Raw genomic sequence first — 24,365 nt, forward strand, 5'->3', positions numbered from 1 at the left:
TTAACTTGGGTAGCATAACTTTTTCATTTGCAACCACAGCATCCAGCGGGATTAAAACGGACACTCACGCCAACAATGCTATGGGGTCTTGGCGTAGGCTACGTGATTTCGGGTATGTATTTCGGTTGGAACCTTGGTTTGGAGAAAGGCGGAACCGGCGGCATGGCAGTCGCCACACTTTGCATTATCCTCCTCTATGTTTGTTTTACCTTCAGTTTTACAGAGCTGGCTTGTGCCATTCCCAAGGCGGGTGGTGCGTTTGATTACGCAAAAAAAGCGTTTGGCGATGACCTTGGTTTTTTAACAGGCATGGCGCAAAACATTGAATTTATTTTTGCGCCGCCTGCCATTGCCTTTGCAATCGGTGCTTATTTCAACCTGTTTTTTCCGCAATTTCCCGTGCTGGCCATTGCCATTTTTGCCTACGTGGGTTTTACAATCCTGAACGTAATTGGTATAAAAGCCGCCGCCACCTTCGAACTGGTCATCACGATCCTGGCTGTTGGCGAATTGCTCCTGTTTGCCGGCATCACGATGCCTTCTGTGCGGTTTGCAAATTTGCAGCGGGAAGCTTTTTTAAATGGCTGGCAGGGCGTGATGGCTGCGCTGCCTTTCGCAATCTGGTTTTTCCTCGGGATCGAAGGCGTGGCCAATGTAGCCGAAGAAACGGTTCACCCGCAGCGAACAATCATCAAAGGGTTTGGTTCGGCCATCCTAACCTTGGTTGTTTTGTGCCTGCTGACCTTCATCAGCGCCGTTGGTGTTGCCGGGTGGCGACAGGTTGTGTACAAAGACGACGGCACCGTTTCCGACTCGCCGCTGCCGCTTGCCCTGGGACAGGTTGTCGGATCGGGGCATCTTTTTTACCACCTTCTTGTTATGGTTGGATTGTTTGGCTTGATTGCGTCCTTTCACGGCATCATCCTGGCCGCGGGACGCTCGAGCTTTGAATTTGGCCGGGTGCGCTTTGCACCGGCCTTTCTTGGGAAAATTCATCCAACATTTCGCACACCTTCCAACGCTCTCGTGGCAAACATGTTGATTGGCATTGTGGCATTGCTGACCGGGAAAACCGCCGAGATCATTACCCTTTCCGTTTTTGGCGCATTGACCCTGTATATCCTGTCAATGCTTTCGCTCCTGCGGTTGCGGAAGAGGGAACCCAATTTGCCAAGGCCGTTCAGCGTCCCATTTTACCCGGTATTGCCGGTCGTGGCATTGGTCATTTCTCTTGTTTCGTTTGTGGCAATGGCCGTTTTTAACTGGCTGCTGGCGGTGATCTATTTCCTGCTGATCGGCGTTTGCTATGCTTTTTTCAAACTTTTTCATCGTGAATAAAAAAGGATAATGTGTAAATTATCCTCACTAATCAGGATATGGAGACAAATAAAATCATCCAGTATGTCAGGGAGCATCCGGCGGGAAAAGTGAAGATTGCGTTTACCGACATCGACGGCGTATTGCGGGGAAAATATATCTCGACGGAAAAGTTCCTTTCGGTTTGCGAGGGGAGCACGGGATTTTGCGATGTGATCTTCGGTTGGGATGCTGCCGACGTAGCGTATGACAATGGTCGCTTTACAGGTTGGCATACCGGCTATCCCGATACACCCGCTCGAATTGATCTGGACACCTTTCGCAAAATCCCCTGGGAGGAAGACATTCCATTTTTTCTTGGCGATTTCATAGATAAGCAGGGAAAACCATCCTCCGTTTGTCCGCGGCAATTGGTAAAAAAACTGGTACGCGATGCGGAAGAATTAGGCTTTACCGCTTGTTTCTCGCAGGAATTTGAGTGGTTCAATTTTTCAGAAACGCCACAGTCGGCGACGGAGAAAAATTTTAAAAACCTTTCGCCGCTGACGCCGGGAATGTTTGGTTATTCCATCTTGCGCAGTTCGTTGAACAACCCGTTTTTCACCGACCTGTTCCAACTCCTGAAAAACTTTGATGTTCCGCTCGAGGGACTGCACACCGAAACCGGGCCGGGTGTACTGGAAGCGGCAATTTTATATTCCGGCATCCTGGAGGCGGCCGACCGTGCCGTGTTGTTTAAAACGGCAGTGAAAGAGATCGCTTATCGTCACGGCATACTGGCCACGTTCATGGCCAAGATCAGCGAAACTCTTCCCGGTTGTGGCGGACACATTCACCAGAGCCTGTGGCACAAAGACAGGAATGCTTTTTATGACGAAAAAGATGCGAACGGCATCAGCACCGCGATGCGACAATACATTGCAGGCCAGTTGTTCTGCCTGCCGCATATCCTGCCCCTGTTTGCACCCACCATCAACAGTTACAAACGCCTGGTGGAAGGTGCATGGGCCCCGACAACGCTAACCTGGGGTTTCGATAACCGCACGGTTGCCTTGCGTGTATTGCCGGGAAATAAAAAAGCCTGCAGGCTGGAAACAAGAGTCGTTGGTGCCGATGTAAATCCTTACCTGGCCATGGCCGGTTGCCTGGGGGCAGGATTGTACGGCATCAAAAATGGCCTGGACTTAAAACAACCGGCCACCAGCGGCAACGGCTATCTTGATTTTTCGAACGGGACACTACCAGCGACCTTGGAAGAAGCAACGGCGAAAATGAAAGCATCGACGATTGCAAAAGAGATATTCGGGGAGGGATTTGCAGCGCATTTTGTGCAAACACGGGAATGGGAGTGGCGGCAACACCTGAAGGCGGTGACAGACTGGGAATACAAGCGCTATTTTGAGATCATTTAAACAAACGCTTCATGACATTTGATACCGTTTACCAGTATAATTTTCCGACGACCATCCGTTTCGGTGCCGGTGCCAGCAATGAACTGGGCGATTACCTGCAAAAAAATAATTTACAACGTCCCCTGATCGTTACCGACCCGGTGGTCGTGCAACTTCCGTTTTTTAAAAAGATTGTTTCTGACCTGCAACGGAAGGCCATTTCGGTGGAGGTGTTTTCGGACCTGCATAAAAACCCGGTGAAATCGGATGTGTACAAAGGCACCAGTGCGTACGATGCAGCAAACCGTGATTCGATGATCGGTATCGGGGGTGGTGTGGCACTGGACGTGGCCCGTGCCATTTGCCTTCGGATCAATCATCGCGAAGACCTTTTTATCTACGATGACCTGGTGGGTGGCGACGTGTATGTGACAAACGATGTTCCGCATTTTATTACCATTCCAACCACAGCCGGCACCGGTAGCGAAGTGGGGCGAAGTGCCATCATTGCCGACGATGAAACGCATCAAAAGAAAATTCTTTTTTCGCCAAAATTGTTGGCGAAAATCGTATTTGCCGACCCGCAGCTGACAATGGATTTGCCGCCATCCGTTACTGCCGCAACCGGGATGGATGCGCTGACACACAACATGGAGGCTTTCCTGGCGAAAATGCCCCATCCGATGTGTGAAGGCATAGCGCTGGAGGGAATGCATTTAATTGGCAATTCCTTGACGAAGGCGGTCAACGCGCCGGACCTGGAGGCACGAAGCAAAATGTTGATGGCTTCACTGATGGGGGCTGTGGCGTTTCAAAAAGGACTTGGCGTGGTTCATTCGCTGGCACACCCGCTTTCGGCATTGCTGGACACACACCATGGCCTGGCCAATGCGGTCAATATCCCTTACGGAATGACGTTCAACATCGAAGGATTTGAAGACAGGTTTCGCCGTATGGCAAGAGCGCTTGACCTGAAAGACGAAAGTGGCGAGGCCGTTGTCCGTTATTTGTTCGACCTGAATGCGGAGATCGGCATTCCGCACAAACTTCGCGATATTGGCGTAAAGCCGGAACATGTTGAAACGCTGTCTGACTTAGCTTACGCCGATTTTGCCCATCCCAATAATCCCAAGCCCGTTACAAGAGAAAACTTCAGGCAACTGTATACCGAAGCCCTGTAACCAGTCAACAGCATGATCCATGAAACAGCCGAAGAAAAAGATTGGCATCAGCTTTTCCCGCACCAGTTTCCGGTACTACTGGGATTGGTTTACAACGGACGATTTGGGGGACGATCTGGAACTCGTGGAGTTATCGTTCGAAAAAAACAATACCGAAGACATCGCGGCCTGCGACGGCTTTGTCTTGACCGGCGGCATTGACATCCATCCCTCTTTTTATGGCGGGCAACTGGCCTATCCGCACTCACCGGGAGCATTTGAAATCCAACGTGACCTTTTCGAGAAAAAAATTTATGACTTCTCCCAACTGCACCTTCTTCCACTGTTGGGCATCTGCCGCGGATTGCAACTGGTGAATGTGTTGAACGGCGGCAAACTCATCCAGGATTTTGGGAAAAACAATTTTATCCACAAAAAAGATTCGGAGGTTGACAAGGTTCACGCCGTGCGGATTGTCTCCGGCAGTTTGCTGGAAACGATTGCCGGTGAATCCCTGCACGAGACCAACAGTGCACATCACCAGGCGGCCGATCCAGACGCCGTCGGCCAGGGCTTGCAGGTCAATTGCTATTCCGAAAGCGACGGCCTGATTGAAGGCCTGGAATGGTCCGATAAAACAAACAAGGCATTTCTTCTTTGCGTACAATGGCATCCCGAACGAATGGACAATAAAGAAGCGCATCCCTTGTCGCAGCGAATCAAAGAGCGGTTTATCCAGGAAGTAAAAAAGACAAACATGAAAAAACTGGCCGTCATTAACCCTGCAACCGAAGAATTGATTACGGAACTGATCGAAGACACGAAGGAAACAGTTGCCGCTAAATTTCATCTCCTGCAAAATGGACAGCAAGTGTGGCGGCAGACAAACGTACCAGACCGGGTTGCCATCCTGCGAACATTCGCTAAACTGCTGCAGCAGAAAAGCGAAGAACTGTCTCTTATATTGACTTCGGAAATGGGCAAGCCGCTGCAGCAGGCACGCAATGAAATCAACGGTGCCTGTACCCGCATCAACTGGCTCGCCGGCAATGCAGAAAAATATTTGGCAGATGAATTGATGACCGACGAAAACGGCCTGCAGGAAAAAATTGTTTATGAGCCTCTCGGTGTGATCTGTAATATTTCCGCCTGGAATTATCCATACCTCGTCGGGGTGAATGTTTTTGTTCCCGCTCTTCTTGCAGGGAATGCGGTTTTGTACAAGCCTTCCGAATACGCCACTCTAACGGGTTTGCAGATTGAAAAGCTGCTAATGGAAGCCGGCGTTCCGGCGGATGTTTTCCAGGTGGCTATCGGCAGGGGGGATGTTGGCGGTTTTCTGCTCGATCTTCCGTTTGATGGCTACTTCTTTACGGGGTCGCACAAAACCGGCCAATACATTTACGAACGGGTGGCACCGAAAATGGTGCCCTGCCAGTGCGAATTGGGTGGGAAAGATCCGCTGTACGTTGCAGACGATGTTGACGATCTTAACGCTGTTGCTGCAGCCACTGCCGACGGTGCATTTTACAACAATGGCCAAAGCTGTTGTGCGGTGGAGCGATTGTACGTTCACGAAAAAATTTACGATGCGTTTGTTGATGCCTTTGTGCGGGAAGTAAAAGCGTATAAAAAAGGTTTGCCCACCGACGATGGCGTGTATATCGGTCCACTGAGCAGGGGAGAGCAGGTTGCTTTTCTCCGTGAGCAAATCAATGATGCGGTTTCCAGGGGTGCACTGATTCTGACGGGTGGTAAGCCGGCGGAAGGCAAAGGCTATTATTTTGAGCCGACCGTGCTGGCGAATGTCAACCACGGGATGCAGGTGATGAAAGACGAATCATTTGGACCGCTTATTGGAATCATGAAGGTTGCCAGCGATGAAGACGCGGTTCGGTTGATGAATGACACCGACTACGGTTTGACGGCATCTGTGTACAGCAGCAGCCAGCAACGGGCTGAAAAGATCCTGGCGCAACTCAACACAGGAACTGCTTATTGGAACTGCTGCGACCGGGTAAGCGCCGCCCTGCCCTGGAGCGGCAGAAAACAGTCCGGATTTGGTAGTACCTTATCGCATGCCGGGCTGCGTGCTTTTGTACGTCCCAAAGCTTATCATTTGCGAAAATGAGTTTACCACTCCTTGTTCAACCCTTCTTGCAGGGCTTTGAAATATTTCTTTTTGTTGAAGGAATAGAGATAAGGCGCCCGGTGCGAACCACCGCTGAACTGTTTTTCTTTCCGGTCGAGAATGCCATAACTTAAGATCTTCCGCTGGAAGTTGGAGCGATCGAGTTTTTTCCCAAGGATGGTCTCGTAAATCAACTGCAGGTCTTTCAACGGGAACTCTTTGGGCAGCAGGTTTAACCCGATCGGTTGAAAGTTCAGGTGAAGGCGTAGGGATTCGAGTCCTTTTTCGATGATCTGCTTATGATCGAGGATCAGGTTGCGCAACTCCAGCACATTGTGCCAGTCGCATTCGCTGGAATACTCGTCGGGTACAGGGTTTACTTTTTCGAATTCGACAAGCGCATAATAGCCGATTGTCACAAAGCGCTGCATGATCCAGTGCGAGTCGGGATCTTCCACCCCGGCCTCTTCCAGCCATCGCCGTGCATGTTTTTGCTCGGTGCGTTTTACATCGCCAAAAAGGTGAAACTGCCGGAGAAAAATGCCTGTCAATTGCGTCCGCTCCTGCAGCACCCGGCTTGCCGCCTCTTCCACGTTTTCATCCTGGTAAATAAAACCACCCGGCAAGGCCCATTTCGGATCGTGTTTGCCTTTTAACAAAAGCACTTTCAGTTCCCCTGCATGAAAGCCGAAAATGACACAATCAACTGACACCGAGGGAAGAAACAATTCCGCTCCACCGAAAAGCATATCGCCCAAAACATTTTTTTTCTGTACATCCATCGGTTGCAACTAAAAAAGAAATAGTGAGAATAAAAAATGTGATTTATATTGTGTCATATTGACAAAATAACAAAAAGAATGCTTGCAATGAAAAAAAGTTGTTTGCTTGCTACAACCGCCGCTTCAGTTTTCTTCTTCACAACGAACGTATTTGCACAGGAAACAAACGCACCGAAACTGGGTGTTGCACCGATCAAGGATGTGATCAGGGCCATGACCCTTGAAGAAAAAGCCAAGCTGGTTGTAGGCCGTGGATTTAGCCTGCCCGGCGCCAATGCCGGTGGACCAACCGTGGGGCAAACACAGGATAAAGTGGCCGGGGCAGCCGGCACCACCTATGCCATTCCGCGGCTGGGTATACCGTCAATCGTCGTCTCGGACGGACCGGCAGGAGTGCGGATCGACAGTGTTCGCAAAGACCACCCGGGAAAAACGTATTACGCGACGGCCTGGCCGGTCGGAACATTGCTGGCTTCCACCTGGGATACGGCCCTGGTAAAAAAAGTCGGAACGGCCTTCGGTCATGAAGTAAAGGAGTATGGAATCGATATCTTGTTGGCGCCGGCGCTGAACATCCACCGGAACCCGCTGGGCGGACGCAATTTTGAATACTTTTCCGAAGACCCGCTTGTTGCTGGGTCGATGACGGCAGCAGTTGTGAACGGGGTGGAGTCAAACGGTGTGGGTACTTCCATCAAGCATTTTGCGGGGAACGAGCAGGAAACCAACCGCAATACCGTCAACACCATCATGAGCGAAAGGGCGATGCGGGAAATCTACCTCAAGGGGTTCGAGATTGCCGTCAAGCGTTCGCAGCCCTGGACGGTCATGAGTTCCTACAACTACATCAACGGAAAATACACCTCCGAAAATCCGGACTTGCTCAAAACCATCCTTCGCGACGAATGGGGCTTTAAAGGTTTTGTCATGACCGACTGGTTTGGCGGCAAAGATCCCGTCGGGCAAATGAAAGCCGGCAATGACCTGCTGATGCCCGGTACCGCAGCGCAGTCAAAAGCGATCATGGATGCCGTAAATGCCGGGCAGTTACAGGAAAGTGTTTTGGATCAAAACATTGAAAAAATCCTGAACATTATTTTGCTGTCTCCGTCTTTCAAAGGCTACCATTATTCTGACCAGCCCGACCTCAAACGCGACGCACAAATATCCCGCGAGGCGGCTGCCGAAGGTATGGTGCTGCTGAAAAATGAAAAGCAGGCACTGCCCATTGATAAGAATAAAAAAACGGTGGCTCTTTTTGGAATCAATGGTTATGAACTGATTGCCGGCGGCACAGGAAGCGGTGATGTGAACAAGGCTTATAAAATTGCGTTGGCCGCTGGCCTGGCCGCAGCGGGTTACTCCATAGACGGCGACCTGAAAACAGTATACACGGGCTATATCGCCGGTGAGATTGCCAAACGTCCGAAAAAGAGTTTTTTCCAGGAATTTATGAATCCTACACCGCCGTTAGCCGAGTTTCCAATTGCACAGGACCTGGTGGCTGCCAAAGCCGCAGCGGCAGATGTGGCGATTATTTCGATTGGCCGGAATGCCGGCGAAGGACGGGATCGCAAGGTGGCCAATGATTACGAACTGACCGATGTCGAGAAGGCAATGATCCAAACCGTCGCCGATGCGTTTCATGCGAAAGGGAAAAAAGTGGTGGTGGTATTAAACATAGGAGGCGTGATCGACGTAGCACAGTGGCGCGACAATGCTGACGCGATTTTGCTGGCCTGGCAGCCAGGCCTGGAAGGCGGCAATGCAATGGCAGACGTGTTGAGCGGGAAGGTCACACCATCGGGCAAACTGGCGACAACCTTCGCTGCAACGTACAATGATGTGCCGTCGGCAAAAACCTTTCCGGGCAAAGAATTCCCTGAAAAAGCCACAACAGGTATGATGGGCATGAAAGCGGTTCCCGCAGAAGTGACCTATGAAGAAGGCGTGTATGTCGGGTATCGTTATTTCAACACCTTTGGCGTAAAACCAGCCTATGAATTTGGTTATGGATTGTCGTATACAACATTTCGTTATAGCGGCCTACAGCTTAGCACACCGACCTTCAACGGAAAGCTGACCGCAACGGTTACGGTCACCAACAGCGGTAAGGTTGCCGGAAAAGAAGTGGTGCAGCTCTACATCAGTGCGCCTGCAAACAAAATGGACAAGCCTTCGGAAGAACTGAAGGGATTTGCCAAAACCGCGTTGCTGCAACCGGGACAGTCGCAGAAAATCAGCTTTACGATCAGTGCGGCGGATTTAGCTTCATTTGATACGAACACCTCTTCGTGGGTGGCGGAAGCCGGTAAATATGCGGTCAAAATCGGTGCGTCCTCACTGGATATCCGGCAGACGACAACCTTCAGCCTGCCAAAAGAGATCAACGTTGAAAAAGTGCATAAAGTGCTGGTGCCGGAAGTGTCGATCCCTGAATTGAAAGCCGCAGCACGGCCAGCCTTTTAAGCGAACCAATTTTCTTCATTTGAAATCTTGCAGGAAGGGAATCCAAATGCCTGTATTTCTGTGGACCAATAAACCATAAATTTTTCATCGATGCTTAACAGACGAAGATTCATCCAGCAAACCGGCATGGCCTCCCTGGGAGGACTGATGCTGTCGAAACTGCCTTCATCGTTTTTGCCCGCGGCCCTGCCCGAACCGGGTGTGCAGTTGTACACGTTTTTTAACGTGATCGACAACGATGTAAAAGGTACTTTGGAGCAAATTGCAGCCACAGGCTATAAAAACATTGAATCTGCGTTCAGCCGCAAGGGCGGATATTATGGCTTTAAACCAAAAGAGTTTTCTTCCCTTCTGAAAGACATGGGCATGACCTGGAAGTCGCACCATGTGCTCGGCGCACCGTTCAAATTGCCGGCAAATGCAAAGCTTCCTGTTGGTCCGGATGGCAAGCCAATCACCATTCCGCCGATGAAAAACCTGCGGGACAATTACCAGGAGGTGATCGACGAAGTGGCTGAAGGAGGTGTTACCTATCTTGTTTGCGCCAGCACGCCAATGGAAACACTGGCCGAAATCAAGGCCTCGATCGCTGTGCTAAACAAGGCGGCGGAAGCCGCTAAAAAAGCCGGGATACAATTTGCGTATCACAACCACGACCGCGAATTCAATACGGTGGAAGGCGTGGTTCCGTATGAACTCTTTCTTTCCGAAACCGACAAAGACCTGGTAAAGATGGAGTTGGATGTAGCCTGGTCCATCAAGGGTGGAGCAAACCCGGTAGCCTTGTTTGCGAAACACTCGGGCCGTTTCCCGCTATGGCACGTGAAAGACCTGGATGCCGATCGGAAAATAGTATTACCAGTTGGGAAGGGTACTATCGATTACAAGCCTATCTTTATGGCTGCCGCTGTTGCGGGCCTGAAAAATTATTTTGTCGAACACGATATGCCAGCCGATCCGTTTGCCAGTATCAAAGAAAGCATGGCTTACCTTAAAACGGTCACGGGATAATCGCACCGATTTTTCTTTAAACTCCCTCCAATCAATGAACAAAGCCCTTGCAGTCACTGCAGGGGCTTGTTTTTGAAAAATATAGTGTCATTGCCATGCGAGTGGTTTGGTAGACACAAAGCCGTTTTTTGTCGCATACACAATTGCCGCGAAAACTTTTTTCGGAGATTTGGTGACATGAGCAGCCGATGGTCAACAAGGAAAGTCGTAACCGTAAGCATCCACGTGCTTGTTTGGATCCTGTTTTTTTCCTATCCCCACCTGTTGCGACCGATATTCAACAACAATGCGCCGGCCAGCCAGCAAAAGCTAAGCGGGATTTATTACCTTTTTTTCCTGAACAACCTGCTGCGGATGATTCTTTTTTATTTCAATGCCTATTTTCTTGTTCCGAAGCTGGCTTACCAGAAAAAAATCCTGGCTTATCTTCTTTCACTGGTGGTGGCACTGGCAATTTTATTTGCCGGCGACCGGCTCTTTTTTTCCTTGTTTATCACAAACGGCGCATACCATGTCTGGAATTTTTTCGTGTTTAACCTTCCCTTCTTTTTCTTTATCGTCATAGTCAGCACAGCCTACCGGGTGCTTTGGGATCGTATGGAAGAAAACCGGTTGCGAAAGGAGAGGGAGACGGAAAATCTGAAAACGGAATTGTCCTTTCTACGGTCGCAGGTCAGCCCGCACTTTATGTTCAATGTGCTGAATAACATGGTGGCGCTGGCCCGCAAAAAATCAGACGACCTGGAACCGTCACTGATCAAGCTTTCGCAACTGCTTCGCTACATGCTTTACGAAACCGGGGAGGACAAGGTGCTGTTGGAAAAAGAGGTGGAATACCTGCAAAGTTATATCGACCTGCAGAAGCAGCGGTTCGGAAAAAATGTCGCCATTCATACCTGTTTCAGCATCTTGGAAAAGGGACACACCATCGAACCGATGCTATTGATTCCTTTCGTGGAAAATGCGTTTAAGCACGGCACCGGCCTGCTGACCGATGCCACGATTGAGGTAAAGTTGGCGGTAAAAGACGGCGTTCTTTTTTTTGAGGTTCGAAACCGGTACAACGGGGAACTTGCTGAAACAAAAGATAAAACCTCCGGCATTGGTCTCAACAATGTGCGGCGGCGATTGGAATTAATGTACAACCAAAATCATACGCTATCCTTTGCAAAGGAAAATGGATGGTTTTTAGTATCGCTTCACTTAAATCTTCACTAATGCTACGCTGTATCGCGATCGACGATGAAGAACTGGCGTTGGAACTGCTGGAGGACAATATTCGAAAAGTGCCCTACCTGCAACTTGTGGCCAGCTGCAGCAACCCGTTAGAAGCCATCCGGGTCATGCAGGACCAGCCGGTAGACCTGGTGTTTCTCGACATCCAAATGCCGGGTCTGACCGGCCTTCAGTTCATTCAAAGCAGCCCCTTGCAAAATTGCATGTTTATCCTTGTTACCGCCTACGAAAAATATGCGCTGGAAGGCTACAATCTTGCCGTCGTCGACTACCTGGTGAAGCCGGTGGAACTCGATCGCTTTATCAAGGCCTGCAACAAGGCACTGGACTTACACCAACTGCGAACAAAAAGCAAAACAACAGGAGAGGCGTCCGTGCAGGACTATTTTTTTGTGAACGTGGAATACAGCCTGGTCAAAATCCAAAAATCCGACATCATCTGGATTGAAGGATTGAAAGACTACCTGAAAATACATCTTAAAAATTCCGCGAAACCTGTCATTACACGCATGAGCATAAAAGCCATTGAAGAGCAATTGCCACCGACGCAGTTTGTGCGCATTCACAAATCATACATGGCTGCTGTTGCTGCCATTACGTCCATTCGCAAAGGCAGCGTTTTTTTGGGCGAACAGGAATTGCCCTTGAGCGATAATTATCGCGACGCACTCTTTAAGGTGATCGGGAGAGCGGGGTAATACCTATTTGCAATCGCCAACCGGCAACCGGGAAAGCCCATGTCTGCAAGGTCTTGCCGCAAACTCTAATCCAGGGTGATCAGTAGGGAAACCGTACAAGTCATTGCGTACAACACTTCCGGCGCCATTTCCGGCCATGCAGCGATCGTTTAACATCCCGGGCCGCCTTCCGTCAAACTTCATTTTTTTCCTTTCCGGATTTGCTGTAGCTTTTAGAACAAATGAGGTGGGCAAACGCTATACGGTTTGTTTTGCTGGCCTGCATCGCAGGCACATTCGGCAATAACCTACATGCCCAGACAGGTCAATGCACATTTAAAAAGCCTTTTTTCCTCATGCATTTTGGAAGCGGCAATGTTCGTGATGTGAACGCCACCACGCTTGCTCTGTACGATCGTGTTTCTTCTTCCTGTCCCTCCGATGGTCATTACACATTTACAGCGTACACCAGTGATTGTTTCAACGGCGACTGGCATACGCTTACCGAAGACCATACACCCGGCGATGTGGATGGAAACATGCTGTTGGTCAATTCGGCCTACAACGATGGATTGTTTTTCATTACCCAGGTAGCTGGGTTTAAGGGAGCAACAATCTACCAGTTTGGCGCCTGGCTGATGAATGTTTGTAAACCAAGCGACAAATGCCCTTACCCGTTGCTGCCCAATTTAACCATCCGGCTGCAAACACGGTCGGGTAAGACCGTTGCCCAGTTTGTCACCGGCGACCTGCCCAGAACGGACGAACCGCGTTGGATACAGCACCGTGCCACGTTTACCATGCCGGCAAACGAAACAGAGTTGATCCTTTCGATGGTCAATACGGCTCCGGGTGGTTGCGGCAACGATTTTGCCCTGGATGATATCACCTTCCAGGAATGCGTAAAAACGCCACCGCCCAAACCGGTCGTCGTCGCGAAAGTCCCGCCAGTTGCTAAAAAGGAACCGCCGGTTGTCAAGAAAAAAGTTGACAAGCCGGCTCCGATTCAAACACCTGTCAGAAAAGAAAGCAAGATTGTAACCGTTGCTAAAAATGTCACGGTCGTACCAGAAAGCGAAAAACCTGTCGTCCGGCCGCAACCTGCTTCATTCGTCCCGGCACCACTGGTGTTGAAACAACGGACAAATACATTGGTCCGCCAGATTGAAACGGCTGCAGGCGAACTCCTGATCGACCTCTACGACAACGGTGAAATTGATGGCGATACCGTGAGCATTTATCATAACAATGTGTTGGTTTTGGCAGAGCAGCGGCTGTCGCAAAAGCCCATCCGCCTGCGCATCCAGGTCGACAAGGATCAGCCTCACCACGAACTCGTGATGGTGGCAAACAACCTCGGCTCCATTCCTCCCAATACCTCTCTGATGATCGTTACGACCAAGGAAAAGCGCTACCAGGTTTATATTTCTTCTACAGAACAACAAAATGCCAAGGTTGTCATCGACCTGAAAGAATAAGCGTCACCATTCTCCAAAGCATAGTCTTTCGGTTTGGATAAAATGTCCCTGCGGCTGTTTTTCGTCGCGGCATTTGCGGTACTCGTCTCTTTTCCACCGGTTGCGGCAGGTAGTAGAATTATTTTTACAATGACAAATCCCAAAATCGGTTTATGAAAAAGTTAGTTACGTTGCTCGTTGTGTTTTCTCTGACCCTTGGCCTGGCAGCACAGACTCCTGCCGGCGGTGGCCGCCAGGCGCCGCCTAGTATTGGCCGCATTTACGGTAAACTGGTGGACAGTACCGGTAAGGGAATTGCCGACGCATCTGTAGTTGTGCTGCAAAGCAAGATGGACACGGCAACCAAGAAAATGAAGGATGTGCTGTTGAAAGGTGTCAGCACGCAAGGCAATGGCGACTTCAACCTGGAAGGTCTTCCCATCTTCGGCCCGCTGAAACTAAGCATCAGCGGCGTGGGCTTTTTGCCCCTGACCCAGAAGGTACAATTTGAAATGAAAATGCCGGCAGGCGGCGGTGCGGCTCCCCGTTCGCAGCAAGGTGGCATGCCCGACCTGAGTGCGATGGCAGGCGCCTTCGAAAAAGACCTGGGAAAAATCACGCTTCAGACAGATTCGAAAAGTCTGCAGGGAGTGGTTATTACGGCAACCAGCTCGCGGCTTAAAATGGACATTGATAAAAAAGTTTTTAACGTTGGACAGAATATCGTAAGTGCCGGCGGTACCGCGGTAGATGTAATGAAAAATGTACCCTCGGTGAATGTGGATATTGATGGCAACGTCACGCTTCGGAATGCGGCACCGCAGATCTACATCGACGGACGGCCAACGACGCTGACACTTGACCAGATCCCGGCCGATGCCATTGAAAGTGTGGAAGTGATCACAAATCCTTCTGCAAAATACGATGCTTCGGGTGGGAATGCAGGTATTTTGAATATCGTACTGAAGAAAAATAAACGCAGTGGTTACAACGGCACCATAAACGCCGGAGTTGATAAAAGAGGCGGTGTGAACGGCGGGGCAAGCCTGAGCGTTCGTTCCAACAAGGTCAACTTTTCACTAGCCGGTTTTGGCAACCAGATGCGCAACCGCAGCACCAGCACGACCGATATCCGCAGCCTGCTTTCTTCGCCTAATTTGCTGGTGAACCAGGACGGCCGCACCAACATGAAAGGTGGCTTCCTGTTTGGCCGCGCCGGCCTCGACTATTTTGTAACGAACCGCACCACGCTGTCGGCTGGCTTCATTCGTGTACACGGCGAATTCAATCCCGGCGATGTGTTGCGCACCGATAGCTCGCTGGCGAACGGTCAGTACCTGAGCTACAGTGAGCGGACTACAACCAACCATCGCGAATTCAATGCGCACGGATTTACCGGGGGCTTCAAATACAACTTTCCCAAGAAAGGCGAGGAGTGGACCGGTGATGTCAATATTTTCTCTGGTAAGAACGGAAGCAGTTCCTACTATAACACCAATGTTTATACAGCGCAGGGTGGAGCACAAAAAGGCAACATTCAACAGCAGATCCTGGGTAGCGGTACCAACAAGTTTACTACGTTGCAAACGGATTATGTCAACCCAATTGGTACTTCGGGCAAGATCGAAGCCGGCGCACGGGTACAGCTGCGCGACCTGACCAATAAACAGGGCAACTATTATCTCAACCAAGGAACCGGCGAATTCGTGCTCGTGCCGTCGTCGACCACGAACTATAAAAACAAGGATAATGTGTACGCGGCCTATATTTCCTTTACGAACGCAATTAAAAACTTTGGCTACCAGCTTGGGCTGCGCGGCGAAAGTTCGGATTACCAGGGTGAGTTGACCGACTCCAAGCAAACATTCACTAACAAATACCCGTTGAGTCTCTTTCCTTCAATTTTCTTAAGCCAGAAGCTGAAAGACAAGCAGGAACTGCAATTGAGCTATACACGCCGGATTAACCGGCCGTTCTTTATGCAGATCATTCCCTTTATCGATTCAACCGACCAGTTGAACTGGAGCCGGGGTAATGCAGGGTTGAAACCGGAGTTTACCAATTCCCTGGAAGCGTCTTATACAAAAACGTATAAAAACAACAATACCTTCCTGGCATCGGTTTATTACAAGTACTCCACTGACCTGATCACCCGTTTTCTCGATACCATTTCGGTGAACGGGAACGAAAAGCGTCCCATCAGCACTTACATCAACGCCAATTCAAGCCGCTCTGTTGGCTTTGAGTTGACGACCCAGAACACGCTGACCAAATGGTGGGATATGAATGCAAACCTGAACGTTTACAATTCGAAGATCAACACGGAAAATATCAGCAGCGGTTCGTCGCAGGATCCGCTGTGGAGCTATTTTGCCAAGATGAATTCCAACTTCAAGCTGCCGAAAAAGTTCAAGGTGCAGATTTCGGGAACCTACCAGTCCAAAACCAATTTGCCGGTGAACCAGGGCGGTGGATTTGGTCCCGGCGGCGGCGGTCCTTTCGGTGGCGGCGCTCAAAGCGCAGCCCAGGGCTACATCAAGTCGAATTATGGTGTGGACATCGCCCTGCAAAAAAGTTTCCTGAAGAACGATGCGGCCTCCCTGACGTTTAATGTGAGCGATGTTTTCCGCACCCGTCGTTTCGACCGTTACGCCGAGAGCACCTTCTTTATCCAGAACAGCCATCGCCTTAACGATGTGCCGATGTTCCGCCTGAACTTCTCGTACCGTTTCGGGCAAATGGATCTATCGCTGTTCAAACGCAAAAACATGAAAGGCGAGCAGGAAGGATCGCAAGGTGCCATGCAGGGAATGGGACAGTAAGTGATTATGATTTGTAACCTATAGCATCCGGGCGGCTTTACCTTTCACAGGTTTTGCTGCCCTTTTTTTAACTGTCATTTGGAAAGCCGGAAGTCGTTAACTTGATATAGTTTATTTACCACCATTAAAAACAGAAATATGAAATTCATTCAGCATTGTTTGCTTTTGTTCGCAGTAATTTCTTCTTCCCTCGCAGTACATGCACAGACGGCAGACGAGGTGATCGCCAAACACCTTGAAGCCATAGGTGGAAAGGAAAAGCTGGGCGCCATTACATCGGTAAAAATGACCAATACCAACACGGTCATGGGAAATGAGGCGCCGGCGACCGTACTCATTTTGAATGGCAAAGGATTCCGCAGCGAGGCCGAGGTGATGGGGTCAAAAATGATCCAGGTCTTTACCGACAAAGGTGGCTGGATGGTCAATCCCATGATGGGGAGCAGCGACCCGCAGGAATTGCCGGCCGAACAGGCCAAAGCTGGACAGGCACAGATCTTTGCCGTACCGCTTCTGAATTATGCGGCCAACGGCGCAAAGGCCGAATACGTTGGCCAGGAAAAGCTGGGTGCAATCAATGCCTACAAGCTTAAACTGATCGACAAGAATGGCGAGGAAGTCACCTTCTTTTTCGATCCTGCCACGTATTATTTAATTCAAACGGTGCGTTCGGCAGAAATGATGGGACAAAAAGTGGAAGTCACCACAACCTTCTCCGATTTTAAAAAGACCGATTTCGGCTGGGTAGTTCCGCAAACCACGGAGATCAACATGGGGCAATTTGCCATTACGTCGAAGCTGAAAAATATAGAAGTGAATGTGCCGGTTGATGCGGCAGTCTTCGAAATCAAGAAATAAACTTTCCTGTTGCTTCGGGAGCCTCTGTGGTGCCTGTTAAATATAGGAGGCCACTTCCCGAACAACAAAAGCACAGCAATCAATTCGCAGGAAAAATGGCTTCCTGAATCGGAAGTGCTCAAACCAATCAAAAGCCTGTTTATGAACCAGCCTTTTTTATCGTTCGTTCAACGCAGTTTTTTCCCGGTTGTACTTGGGTGTATTTTATCGCCGGTGCTGGCACAGAATACGCCACGTTGGAAACAATCGTCCTATGGAGCGATCAACATTGTATCGAATCCAGGTGGCGCCACCCTCGGGTATTCGCCAGCGTCCGGTGTTAAAATCCTGACCATTGGGGGCCTTGCTTTTAAAGACCTCAACAAAAATGGAAAATTGGATGCGTATGAAGACTGGCGTCTGCCGGTTGAAGCAAGGGCCAAAGACCTTGCAGGTAAATTGTCGGTAGAGCAAATTGCGGGGCTGATGCTATACAGTGCCCACCAGGCTATTCCGGCAGCACCGCGTGGCTTTGGTGCGGCAACCTACGGCGGCAAGCCCTTCCCGGAAAGCGGTGCCCTGGCTTCGGACCTGACCGATCAGCAGAAGAAGTTTTTGGCCGAAGACAATCTTCGCCATGTGCTGGTTACCCGTGTGCAAAGCCCGGAAGTGGCAGCGCAATGGAACAATAACCTGCAGGCCTTTGTGGAAGGACTTGGGTTGGGTATTCCCGCCAACAATAGTTCGGACCCACGGCACAGTGCTGTTGCCAGTACGGAATACAATGCAGGCGCTGGCGGAGCCATTTCGATGTGGCCGGAATCATTGGGAATGGCCGCGACATTCGATCCTTCGCTTGTGCGGCAATTTGGCCGGATTGCCGCCCGTGAATACCGTGCACTGGGCATCGCCACGGCGCTTTCGCCACAGGTCGATCTTGCAACGGAGCCTCGTTGGAGCCGTTTCAACGGAACTTTTGGAGAAGATCCGCAATTGGCAACCGAAATGGCAAAAGCCTATATCGACGGTTTTCAAACGTCAACTGCGAAAGACGAAATTTCGAATGGCTGGGGCTATACCAGCGTAAACGCCATGGTAAAGCACTGGCCTGGCGGCGGCCCGGAAGAGGGCGGGAGAGATGCCCACTTTGCCTACGGCAAATTTGCCGTTTATCCCGGCAATAATTTTCAAACCCAGTTGACTCCATTTGTGGACGGCGCTTTTAAACTGGAAGGAAAAACCAAACGGGCGGCGGCTGTCATGCCGTATTATACGATCTCCTTCAACCAGGATAAGGTAAATGACGAAAATGTCGGCAACGGCTACAGCAAATACATTGTGACAGATCTGTTGCGAAACAAATATGGTTATGATGGCGTCGTCTGTACGGATTGGCTGGTGACGGCCGATGAGGGAAAGACACCTGACGTGTTTGCGGGCAAGTCCTGGGGGGTAGAGAAACTGTCGGTTGCCGAACGGCACTACAAGGTTCTCATGGCCGGTGTGGACCAGTTTGGCGGCAATAATGCAGCGGGTCCCGTATTGGAAGCCTATTCCATGGGTGTAAAAGAACACGGCGAACAATGGATGCGCCGGCGGTTTGAGCAATCTGCTGTCCGACTGTTGCGCAATATCTTCCAGGTAGGATTGTTTGAAAATCCTTACCTCGATCCCGAAGAATCAAAGAAAACCGTTGGTCAGCCGGAATTCATGAAGGCCGGCTATGAAGCGCAATTGCGTTCGATCGTGCTGCTGAAAAACAAAGGCGGTATACTGCCACTGAAGAAAGGGACGACGGTTTATATCCCGAAACGAGTGACGCCGGCTGGCCGCGACTGGTTTGGTAATGTCACACCTGAAAAAATAGATTACCCGGTATCGATAGAACTGGTAAAAAAATATTTTTCCGTAACGGACGATCCCACAAAAGCCGACGTGGCCATTGTTTTTGTAAAAGGTCCGGCCGGCGGCGTTGGCTACAGCAAGGAAGACAAGGAGAAAGGCGGTAGCGGCTATGTACCGATCAGTTTACAATATGGTCCCTACACGGCCGAAACAGCCCGGCAGCAAAGTCTCGCCGCAGGCGATCCTGTTGTGGACCCAACCAACACCAACCGGTCGTACAAAGGCAAGACCATCACTGCCGCCAACTACACGGACCTGAAAACGATTCTCGACACGAAAACGGCAATGGCCGGTAAGCCGGTAATCGTGTCACTGGCGCTTTCCAACCCGGCTGTTATGGCTGAATTTGAAAAAGAAGTCCAGGGAATCCTAGCCTCCTTCGGCGTACAGGACCAGGCGTTGCTCGACCTTGTTTCCGGTGCAGTTGTTCCATCAGGCTTGTTGCCCTTGCAGATGCCTGCCAATATGCAGACCGTAGAAGCGCAACAGGAAGATGTTCCCCTTGACATGCAACCTCACATAGACAGCGAAGGTCACAGCTATGATTTTGCCTATGGACTGAACTGGAAGGGAGTGATCAACGACAGCCTCACGGCGAAATACAAAAGGCCGGCAAAGGCAAAAAAGTCTGCGATCTAGAGAGGAGTGAAACGGTTTCAAAAGCGCAGTCAAAGACGGCGCTTTTTTATTTTCAATGATGCGATCAATGACAACCGGTACTACAGAGGTATATTTTGTTTTGATACAAAAGCTTTTTTCAGATAGGTCAGACAAATAACAATCACCAATAGCGAAAACCGTTCCCTCGGTACAATTTGTGGAGTTGCTATCCCACACATAAAACTTTGTGGAAAAGGTGGTTGTGCTCAAAACTGGTGATAAGAGTCGTAAAATAAGTTTCTCCAAAGACAACAGGTTTCAGAAAAGGTGGAATTGCTATTCTTCTACATGGCCCTACACCGGCGCGGCATGATTTATTTATGCCATATAACGTTATTAAGAAAGGTTGTGTTGGAAGGTTCAAAGGAAAATTCTTCAATTTGACCGTATCACTATGATATGCAAAATTCAATCTAAGATCATCTGAACAGGCAGCAGCTCAAATCCGGATGCAATGCGTCGGGAAAGGGAGAGAAGTGTATAGTTGGGGAGCAGAAAGGATCATCCTAACTGTTCATCGGGATCCGACAGATCCGGTATTCGAATGCTGATTGAAAATGCGTTTCCGGTGACGGCAGTCGAATAGTTGAACAATGTACCTGTGCTCATTTGTTGTTCAATGAGCTGATCGGCAAAGTCTTTCAGAAGGCAGAAGATGAACGGGCAGGAGTTGATTTTTGGTAACGGGACTGGTTTTGGTTGCAATAAGTAAAATTCCTTAGAAAGAATTTGGAATTGTTCGGCCAAGCCTTACATTTGTTCAGGTAAAACTAACTGTACCTCAACGTCCATTAGAGAGATTCCAATATCTTCTTTTTAAAACAAAGGTGAAAGATCAACGCTATCGTTGTTTGTAACGGAGCAGCTTACTTTAATCCGCCCACTAAAACTTACCAGACACCACTATCTTCAGAAATACCCTGTCGAATATCCTGCGACGTCAACCGGATTGTTTCCTGTTTTTAATTTTTTATTGTTTAAATCCGTAAGTATGCTGAAGAAATCTGCTGGCCTTTATGCCATCACACTAGCTGCAATGGCCCTTGTTTTTTCGGGCTGTCAAAAGCAAGACCTTGGAAGTCCACAAGTACCTGCATCCGTCAATGGCGACATTTCTACCGCCAAAGGAATCAAGAAGAATTTTTCGAGTGAAGTCGCCGCCAAATGGTTTGACAATGAGCTGTTGCTCATTAAGTCAACGGCTGGGTTTACGCCCCCTGTTGCATCGCGGGCATTGGGCTACACGGGTGTTGCTTTGTACGAAAGCATCGTGGAGAGCATGCCGGAATACGCCAGCCTGAAGTCAAAACTGGGCTATACCTATACGCTGCCATCTTACAGTCCAAGTGTAAAGGTTTTCTGGCCGGCTGTGGCCAATGCAGCGCTTTACGAAATCGAAAAAAGCCTGTTCTCCAAAACATCCGCTGCTAATTTTTCCGCAATGGAAAAGCTGTACAGTGATTTTCATTCACAATTTGCGACCGAAGTCTATAAAGAAGACCTGGATGCTTCCGAAGCGTACGGAAAGGCCGTTGCCAAGGTAATCTTCAATTGGAGCAATACCGACGGCATTCAGCGTTCGTTAATCAATTATACCCCCGACCAGTATACACCGCCAACAAATGAAGGTGCATGGGTTCCAACCGCGCCGGCATTCGCCCAGCCTTTGTTGCCTTTCTGGGGTGATAACAGGCCCTTCCTTGCCAAAAACGTTGATGATGCCTGCATCCCGTCACCATTGACGTTTGCGTATTCCACAGCTCCTTCGTCTGTGTTCTATCAAATGGCCAATGAAGTTTACCAGACGGTCACACATCTAACGCCGGCACAAAGGGAAATTGCGCTGTACTGGAATGATGGCGCAGGCAGCATTACACCTCCTGGCCATAACATCAATATTGTGACGCAGCTCATCCGAAGCAACAACCTGACCCTTGAAGATGCTGCTATTGTTTATGCCAAAGCCGGGATGACGGTTGCCGACGCATTTATTTCCTGCTGGAAAGGAAAATACAGATACAGCATTTTGCGGCCGATCACCTTTATCCGGCAAAATATTGACGATAGTTGGACTTCACTAATTCCCACGCCGCCGTTCCCGACCTACGCATCGGGCCATGCAACAGTATCGGGTGCAACTGCGGCTTTGTTAACCGCAATCTTTGGCGACAAGTACACATTTACGGATCATACCAACGACGGACAGTTTTCGCCACGACAATTCAGCAGCTTTGATGCAGTAGCAGATGAAGCCGCAATGTCCCGTTTGTATGGCGGAATTCACTATCGTTTGGACAATGAAATCGGTTTACAAAAAGGCAAAATGGTTGGTAAGAATTTTGCAGATTTGAAACTAAAGAAATAACCACGGCAATGCCGATACGTTGAGTGCAGCAGCTATGCCGCGATGATCGGTAAAATCCCCTTCAAAGCGGGGCCGTATGAAAAAAATAAAATCAGTTTTTTCCGAAGAAAAAGTTTGACCTTTTGTGTTTTTAAAATATAAGTTCTAAATTTAATGTACATTCAATCCAAATCCCTCGAACAATCCCTCCAAGATCGAATAACCAGGACAGACCGTAATTCCCAATCATCCTAGAATTTCCCATTCCTGAGCTTGAACGTTGATAAATAGATTTCGGCAACGCGCAAAATGTCGTGCTGATTTATGAAAATCAAAATCTACCTACCTGTTTATAGCATTCGATATTCGACCCTGCATTCGCTTTGCAGCGGCCCGTCTCCACCGGATTAATTATCTCCCGGATTTACCTCATATCATACAAACGTTTTTAAAGTTTTAAATTTAAATGAAATGACCTCTACAAACGCCTCACCCATGCATGCATCTTATTTGAATGCATCACTGCTATTAAAAAAAGGAAGAAAAATTTTCCTTCTACTTCTTTCTGTTTTAAGTATTTCCTCACTCACTTACGCACAACAATGTACGTTCGTCTCAAAGATTATCGCTTCTTCTGTCATGGTTCCCATGGCCGGTCACACGGATGGAACATTGGCAATTGAGGTTGTCGATGGTGTTGGACCGTTTACGTACACTGTTCACGACATGCAGATGAACGTAATCCAGCCGCCGACAGTTGTTGCAACCGCACCTTTCGTTGTCAAAAACCTGGCACCGGGTTATTATTGGATCGACATTGTTGATTCAAGAGGATGTAAAAGCTTCGTCGATGGCGATCTGCAAACAATGCCCTGCACATTTGTATCCAAATATTCAAATGTGGTAGTGCCAAAACCGGGATTTAGCAATGGTTCTTTTACGGTGACAGTAGTGGATGGCACCGCACCATTCCATGTTACTGTATATGATGGCGCCATGAATTTGATTCCAGGCTACGAAAATCTAACATTTAATTCTTCACCTTTTACGATTTCGGGCCTTCCGAACAAGTATTATTGGGTTGGAATTGTCGATTCAAAAGGTTGCTATTCGTTTGTTGACGTTGACCTGCAGTGCTACACCAACTGTACACCGACCAAGATCTGTACATACACACAGGGTTATTATGGCAATCCCGGCGGCCAAAATTCACACACAAAATTGATTGATGCAATTTTGACGGCGAATGGTGGTTCTGTTATGGTCGGCCGTCCTGGGCATTCTGTGAAAGCAATAACTTCACAACAAATCCTGGACTTCCTGCCTGGTGGTGGGCCGAGTAAAGTTTTAGCTGCTATCAATGGGACTTTGGGAACTGCTCCTTATACCGGAACATCAACCAACACTTTATTGTCACAAACTCTGACACTGACTTTGAACCTGGGCATTTCAGGCACACAATTGGGCGGTATTTCACTGTCCGGCCTTGTTAGCCCGGCTGTCATTAGTGCTGTCGTTGCTGCCGGTTATCCCAATACGGCCGCCGGTTTACTGTCCTTTGCAAATGATGCACTGGCAGGTGGCAACCTTCATGGCGTCACACTGAGTGCGATCAGCGATGCTGCAACTGCCATTAACGAATACTTCGACGAATGCCGTTTGTATGCAGGACCTCAGGCAATAGTTGCAGTTTCTCCAAAGAGCGATGGAGAAAAGGATCAAAATGCTGAAGCCAAAATCGGCATCACTGTTTCGGCCAGCCCGAACCCCTTCCAAAGCACACTCCATTTTGTAATTGAATCCAAAGTTTCCGGTAGTGCGGAACTGGGCCTTTACAACTTGTCGGGTGCAAAAGTGGCAGTGCCTTTCAGTGGGTACATCTCTGCCGGCAGAAGCCAAACAGTTGACTACACTGTGCCTTCTACGTTGCGTGGTGGTTTGATGTACATGATGCGGGTCGGTGATAAAATGACCAGCGGCAAACTGGTTTCCGCTTCTCACTAATCCATCTGGAAATCAATCAAATTAAAAGAACCCCATTTGGGGTTCTTTTTTTATCTACCTTTTATAAAATGGTTTGTTCGCCAATAAACTAAAGCTTTGCTGCAAAAAATCCCCGCCAATGTTTAATTGCTGATGGTAATAAACAGTTTTGCAAGTCCAAAC

The 24,365-nt window shown here is 49.1% G+C and carries 16 protein-coding genes; 14 read left to right on the plus strand and 2 right to left on the minus strand.

All coding sequences use genetic code 11. The features are described from left to right. The first annotated feature begins 27 nt into the window (after positions 1-27). From eat to D6024_RS15360, 4 genes are read left to right on the plus strand one after another with little or no spacing between them, the layout of a single operon-like run. Positions 28-1,338, plus strand: a complete 1,311-nt coding sequence (gene eat, locus D6024_RS15345) for an ethanolamine permease (RefSeq protein ID WP_240410051.1) — start codon at positions 28-30, stop codon at positions 1,336-1,338. Positions 1,339-1,376: 38 nt separating this feature from the next. Next, entirely contained in the window at positions 1,377-2,729 is a 1,353-nt protein-coding gene (locus tag D6024_RS15350) for a glutamine synthetase family protein (protein ID WP_121355527.1), read from the plus strand. 11 nt (positions 2,730-2,740) lie between these two features. Next, positions 2,741-3,889, plus strand: coding sequence for an iron-containing alcohol dehydrogenase (locus D6024_RS15355; protein ID WP_121355528.1), 1,149 nt, complete (start codon positions 2,741-2,743; stop codon positions 3,887-3,889). Positions 3,890-3,908: 19 nt separating this feature from the next. Beyond that, positions 3,909-5,999 (plus strand): aldehyde dehydrogenase family protein, encoded by a 2,091-nt coding sequence (locus tag D6024_RS15360; RefSeq protein WP_121355529.1) that lies wholly within the window; start codon positions 3,909-3,911, stop codon positions 5,997-5,999. A 2-nt stretch (positions 6,000-6,001) separates the two neighbouring features. On the opposite strand, the gene D6024_RS15365 is transcribed toward D6024_RS15360, so the two are convergent. Beyond that, positions 6,002-6,781 (minus strand): NUDIX hydrolase, encoded by a 780-nt coding sequence (locus tag D6024_RS15365; protein WP_205573292.1) that lies wholly within the window; start codon positions 6,779-6,781, stop codon positions 6,002-6,004. Positions 6,782-6,868: 87 nt separating this feature from the next. Here D6024_RS15365 and D6024_RS15370 point away from each other — a divergent pair, with 87 nt between their 5' ends. The 8 genes from D6024_RS15370 to D6024_RS15410 all read left to right on the plus strand — a co-directional run bounded on the left by D6024_RS15370 (position 6,869) and on the right by D6024_RS15410 (position 19,834). Beyond that, on the plus strand, positions 6,869-9,250 hold the full coding sequence (locus D6024_RS15370) for a glycoside hydrolase family 3 C-terminal domain-containing protein (protein ID WP_121355686.1): 2,382 nt from the start codon (positions 6,869-6,871) through the stop codon (positions 9,248-9,250). Positions 9,251-9,340: 90 nt separating this feature from the next. Next, positions 9,341-10,261, plus strand: coding sequence for a sugar phosphate isomerase/epimerase family protein (locus D6024_RS15375; protein WP_121355530.1), 921 nt, complete (start codon positions 9,341-9,343; stop codon positions 10,259-10,261). Positions 10,262-10,438: 177 nt separating this feature from the next. Next, positions 10,439-11,479 carry a sensor histidine kinase gene (locus D6024_RS15380; RefSeq protein ID WP_121355531.1) on the plus strand — a complete coding sequence of 347 codons (1,041 nt, stop codon included), beginning with the start codon at positions 10,439-10,441 and terminating at the stop codon, positions 11,477-11,479. Next, positions 11,479-12,195 (plus strand): LytR/AlgR family response regulator transcription factor, encoded by a 717-nt coding sequence (locus D6024_RS15385; protein WP_121355532.1) that lies wholly within the window; start codon positions 11,479-11,481, stop codon positions 12,193-12,195. The genes D6024_RS15380 and D6024_RS15385 overlap by 1 nt, the downstream gene beginning before the upstream one ends. 335 nt (positions 12,196-12,530) lie before the next feature. Beyond that, on the plus strand, positions 12,531-13,652 hold the full coding sequence (locus tag D6024_RS15395) for a hypothetical protein (RefSeq protein ID WP_121355534.1): 1,122 nt from the start codon (positions 12,531-12,533) through the stop codon (positions 13,650-13,652). Positions 13,653-13,804: 152 nt separating this feature from the next. Continuing rightward, a complete protein-coding gene (locus tag D6024_RS15400; RefSeq protein ID WP_121355535.1) occupies positions 13,805-16,453 on the plus strand; it encodes a TonB-dependent receptor in 2,649 nt (882 codons plus the stop codon). Between the two features lie 138 nt (positions 16,454-16,591). After that, positions 16,592-17,311, plus strand: coding sequence for an outer membrane lipoprotein-sorting protein (locus tag D6024_RS15405; RefSeq protein WP_121355536.1), 720 nt, complete (start codon positions 16,592-16,594; stop codon positions 17,309-17,311). 141 nt (positions 17,312-17,452) lie between these two features. After that, a complete protein-coding gene (locus D6024_RS15410) occupies positions 17,453-19,834 on the plus strand; it encodes a glycoside hydrolase family 3 protein (protein WP_121355687.1) in 2,382 nt (793 codons plus the stop codon). A gap of 522 nt (positions 19,835-20,356) precedes the next feature. Here D6024_RS15410 and D6024_RS15415 read toward each other — a convergent pair. Next, entirely contained in the window at positions 20,357-20,602 is a 246-nt protein-coding gene (locus D6024_RS15415; protein WP_121355537.1) for a hypothetical protein, read from the minus strand. 244 nt (positions 20,603-20,846) lie between these two features. Between D6024_RS15415 and D6024_RS15420 the strand changes: the two genes are divergently transcribed. Both D6024_RS15420 and D6024_RS15425 read left to right on the plus strand, forming a co-directional pair. Beyond that, the gene (locus D6024_RS15420; RefSeq protein ID WP_121355538.1) at positions 20,847-22,220 is read left to right on the plus strand and encodes a vanadium-dependent haloperoxidase; all 1,374 of its coding nucleotides are present in this window, start codon (positions 20,847-20,849) and stop codon (positions 22,218-22,220) included. Positions 22,221-22,670: 450 nt separating this feature from the next. Further along, the gene (locus D6024_RS15425) at positions 22,671-24,203 is read left to right on the plus strand and encodes a hypothetical protein (RefSeq protein ID WP_162944788.1); all 1,533 of its coding nucleotides are present in this window, start codon (positions 22,671-22,673) and stop codon (positions 24,201-24,203) included. Positions 24,204-24,365 lie beyond the last annotated feature (162 nt).

Origin of the sequence: Flavisolibacter nicotianae (assembly GCF_003628535.1) — a bacterium.
Classification (GTDB): Bacteria; Bacteroidota; Bacteroidia; order Chitinophagales; family Chitinophagaceae; genus Flavisolibacter; species Flavisolibacter nicotianae.

Bases quoted from the DNA above. Each gene is read 5' to 3' on its own strand.
- D6024_RS15350 (WP_121355527.1), top strand. From the start codon at position 1,377: ATGGAGACAAATAAAATCATCCAGTATGTCAGGGAGCATCCGGCGGGA.
- D6024_RS15355 (WP_121355528.1), top strand. From the start codon at position 2,741: ATGACATTTGATACCGTTTACCAGTATAATTTTCCGACGACCATCCGT.
- D6024_RS15360 (WP_121355529.1), top strand. From the start codon at position 3,909: ATGAAACAGCCGAAGAAAAAGATTGGCATCAGCTTTTCCCGCACCAGT.
- D6024_RS15365 (WP_205573292.1), bottom strand. From the start codon at position 6,781: ATGGATGTACAGAAAAAAAATGTTTTGGGCGATATGCTTTTCGGTGGA.
- D6024_RS15370 (WP_121355686.1), top strand. From the start codon at position 6,869: ATGAAAAAAAGTTGTTTGCTTGCTACAACCGCCGCTTCAGTTTTCTTC.
- D6024_RS15375 (WP_121355530.1), top strand. From the start codon at position 9,341: ATGCTTAACAGACGAAGATTCATCCAGCAAACCGGCATGGCCTCCCTG.
- D6024_RS15380 (WP_121355531.1), top strand. From the start codon at position 10,439: ATGAGCAGCCGATGGTCAACAAGGAAAGTCGTAACCGTAAGCATCCAC.
- D6024_RS15385 (WP_121355532.1), top strand. From the start codon at position 11,479: ATGCTACGCTGTATCGCGATCGACGATGAAGAACTGGCGTTGGAACTG.
- D6024_RS15395 (WP_121355534.1), top strand. From the start codon at position 12,531: ATGCATTTTGGAAGCGGCAATGTTCGTGATGTGAACGCCACCACGCTT.
- D6024_RS15400 (WP_121355535.1), top strand. From the start codon at position 13,805: ATGAAAAAGTTAGTTACGTTGCTCGTTGTGTTTTCTCTGACCCTTGGC.
- D6024_RS15405 (WP_121355536.1), top strand. From the start codon at position 16,592: ATGAAATTCATTCAGCATTGTTTGCTTTTGTTCGCAGTAATTTCTTCT.
- D6024_RS15410 (WP_121355687.1), top strand. From the start codon at position 17,453: ATGAACCAGCCTTTTTTATCGTTCGTTCAACGCAGTTTTTTCCCGGTT.
- D6024_RS15420 (WP_121355538.1), top strand. From the start codon at position 20,847: ATGCTGAAGAAATCTGCTGGCCTTTATGCCATCACACTAGCTGCAATG.
- D6024_RS15425 (WP_162944788.1), top strand. From the start codon at position 22,671: ATGACCTCTACAAACGCCTCACCCATGCATGCATCTTATTTGAATGCA.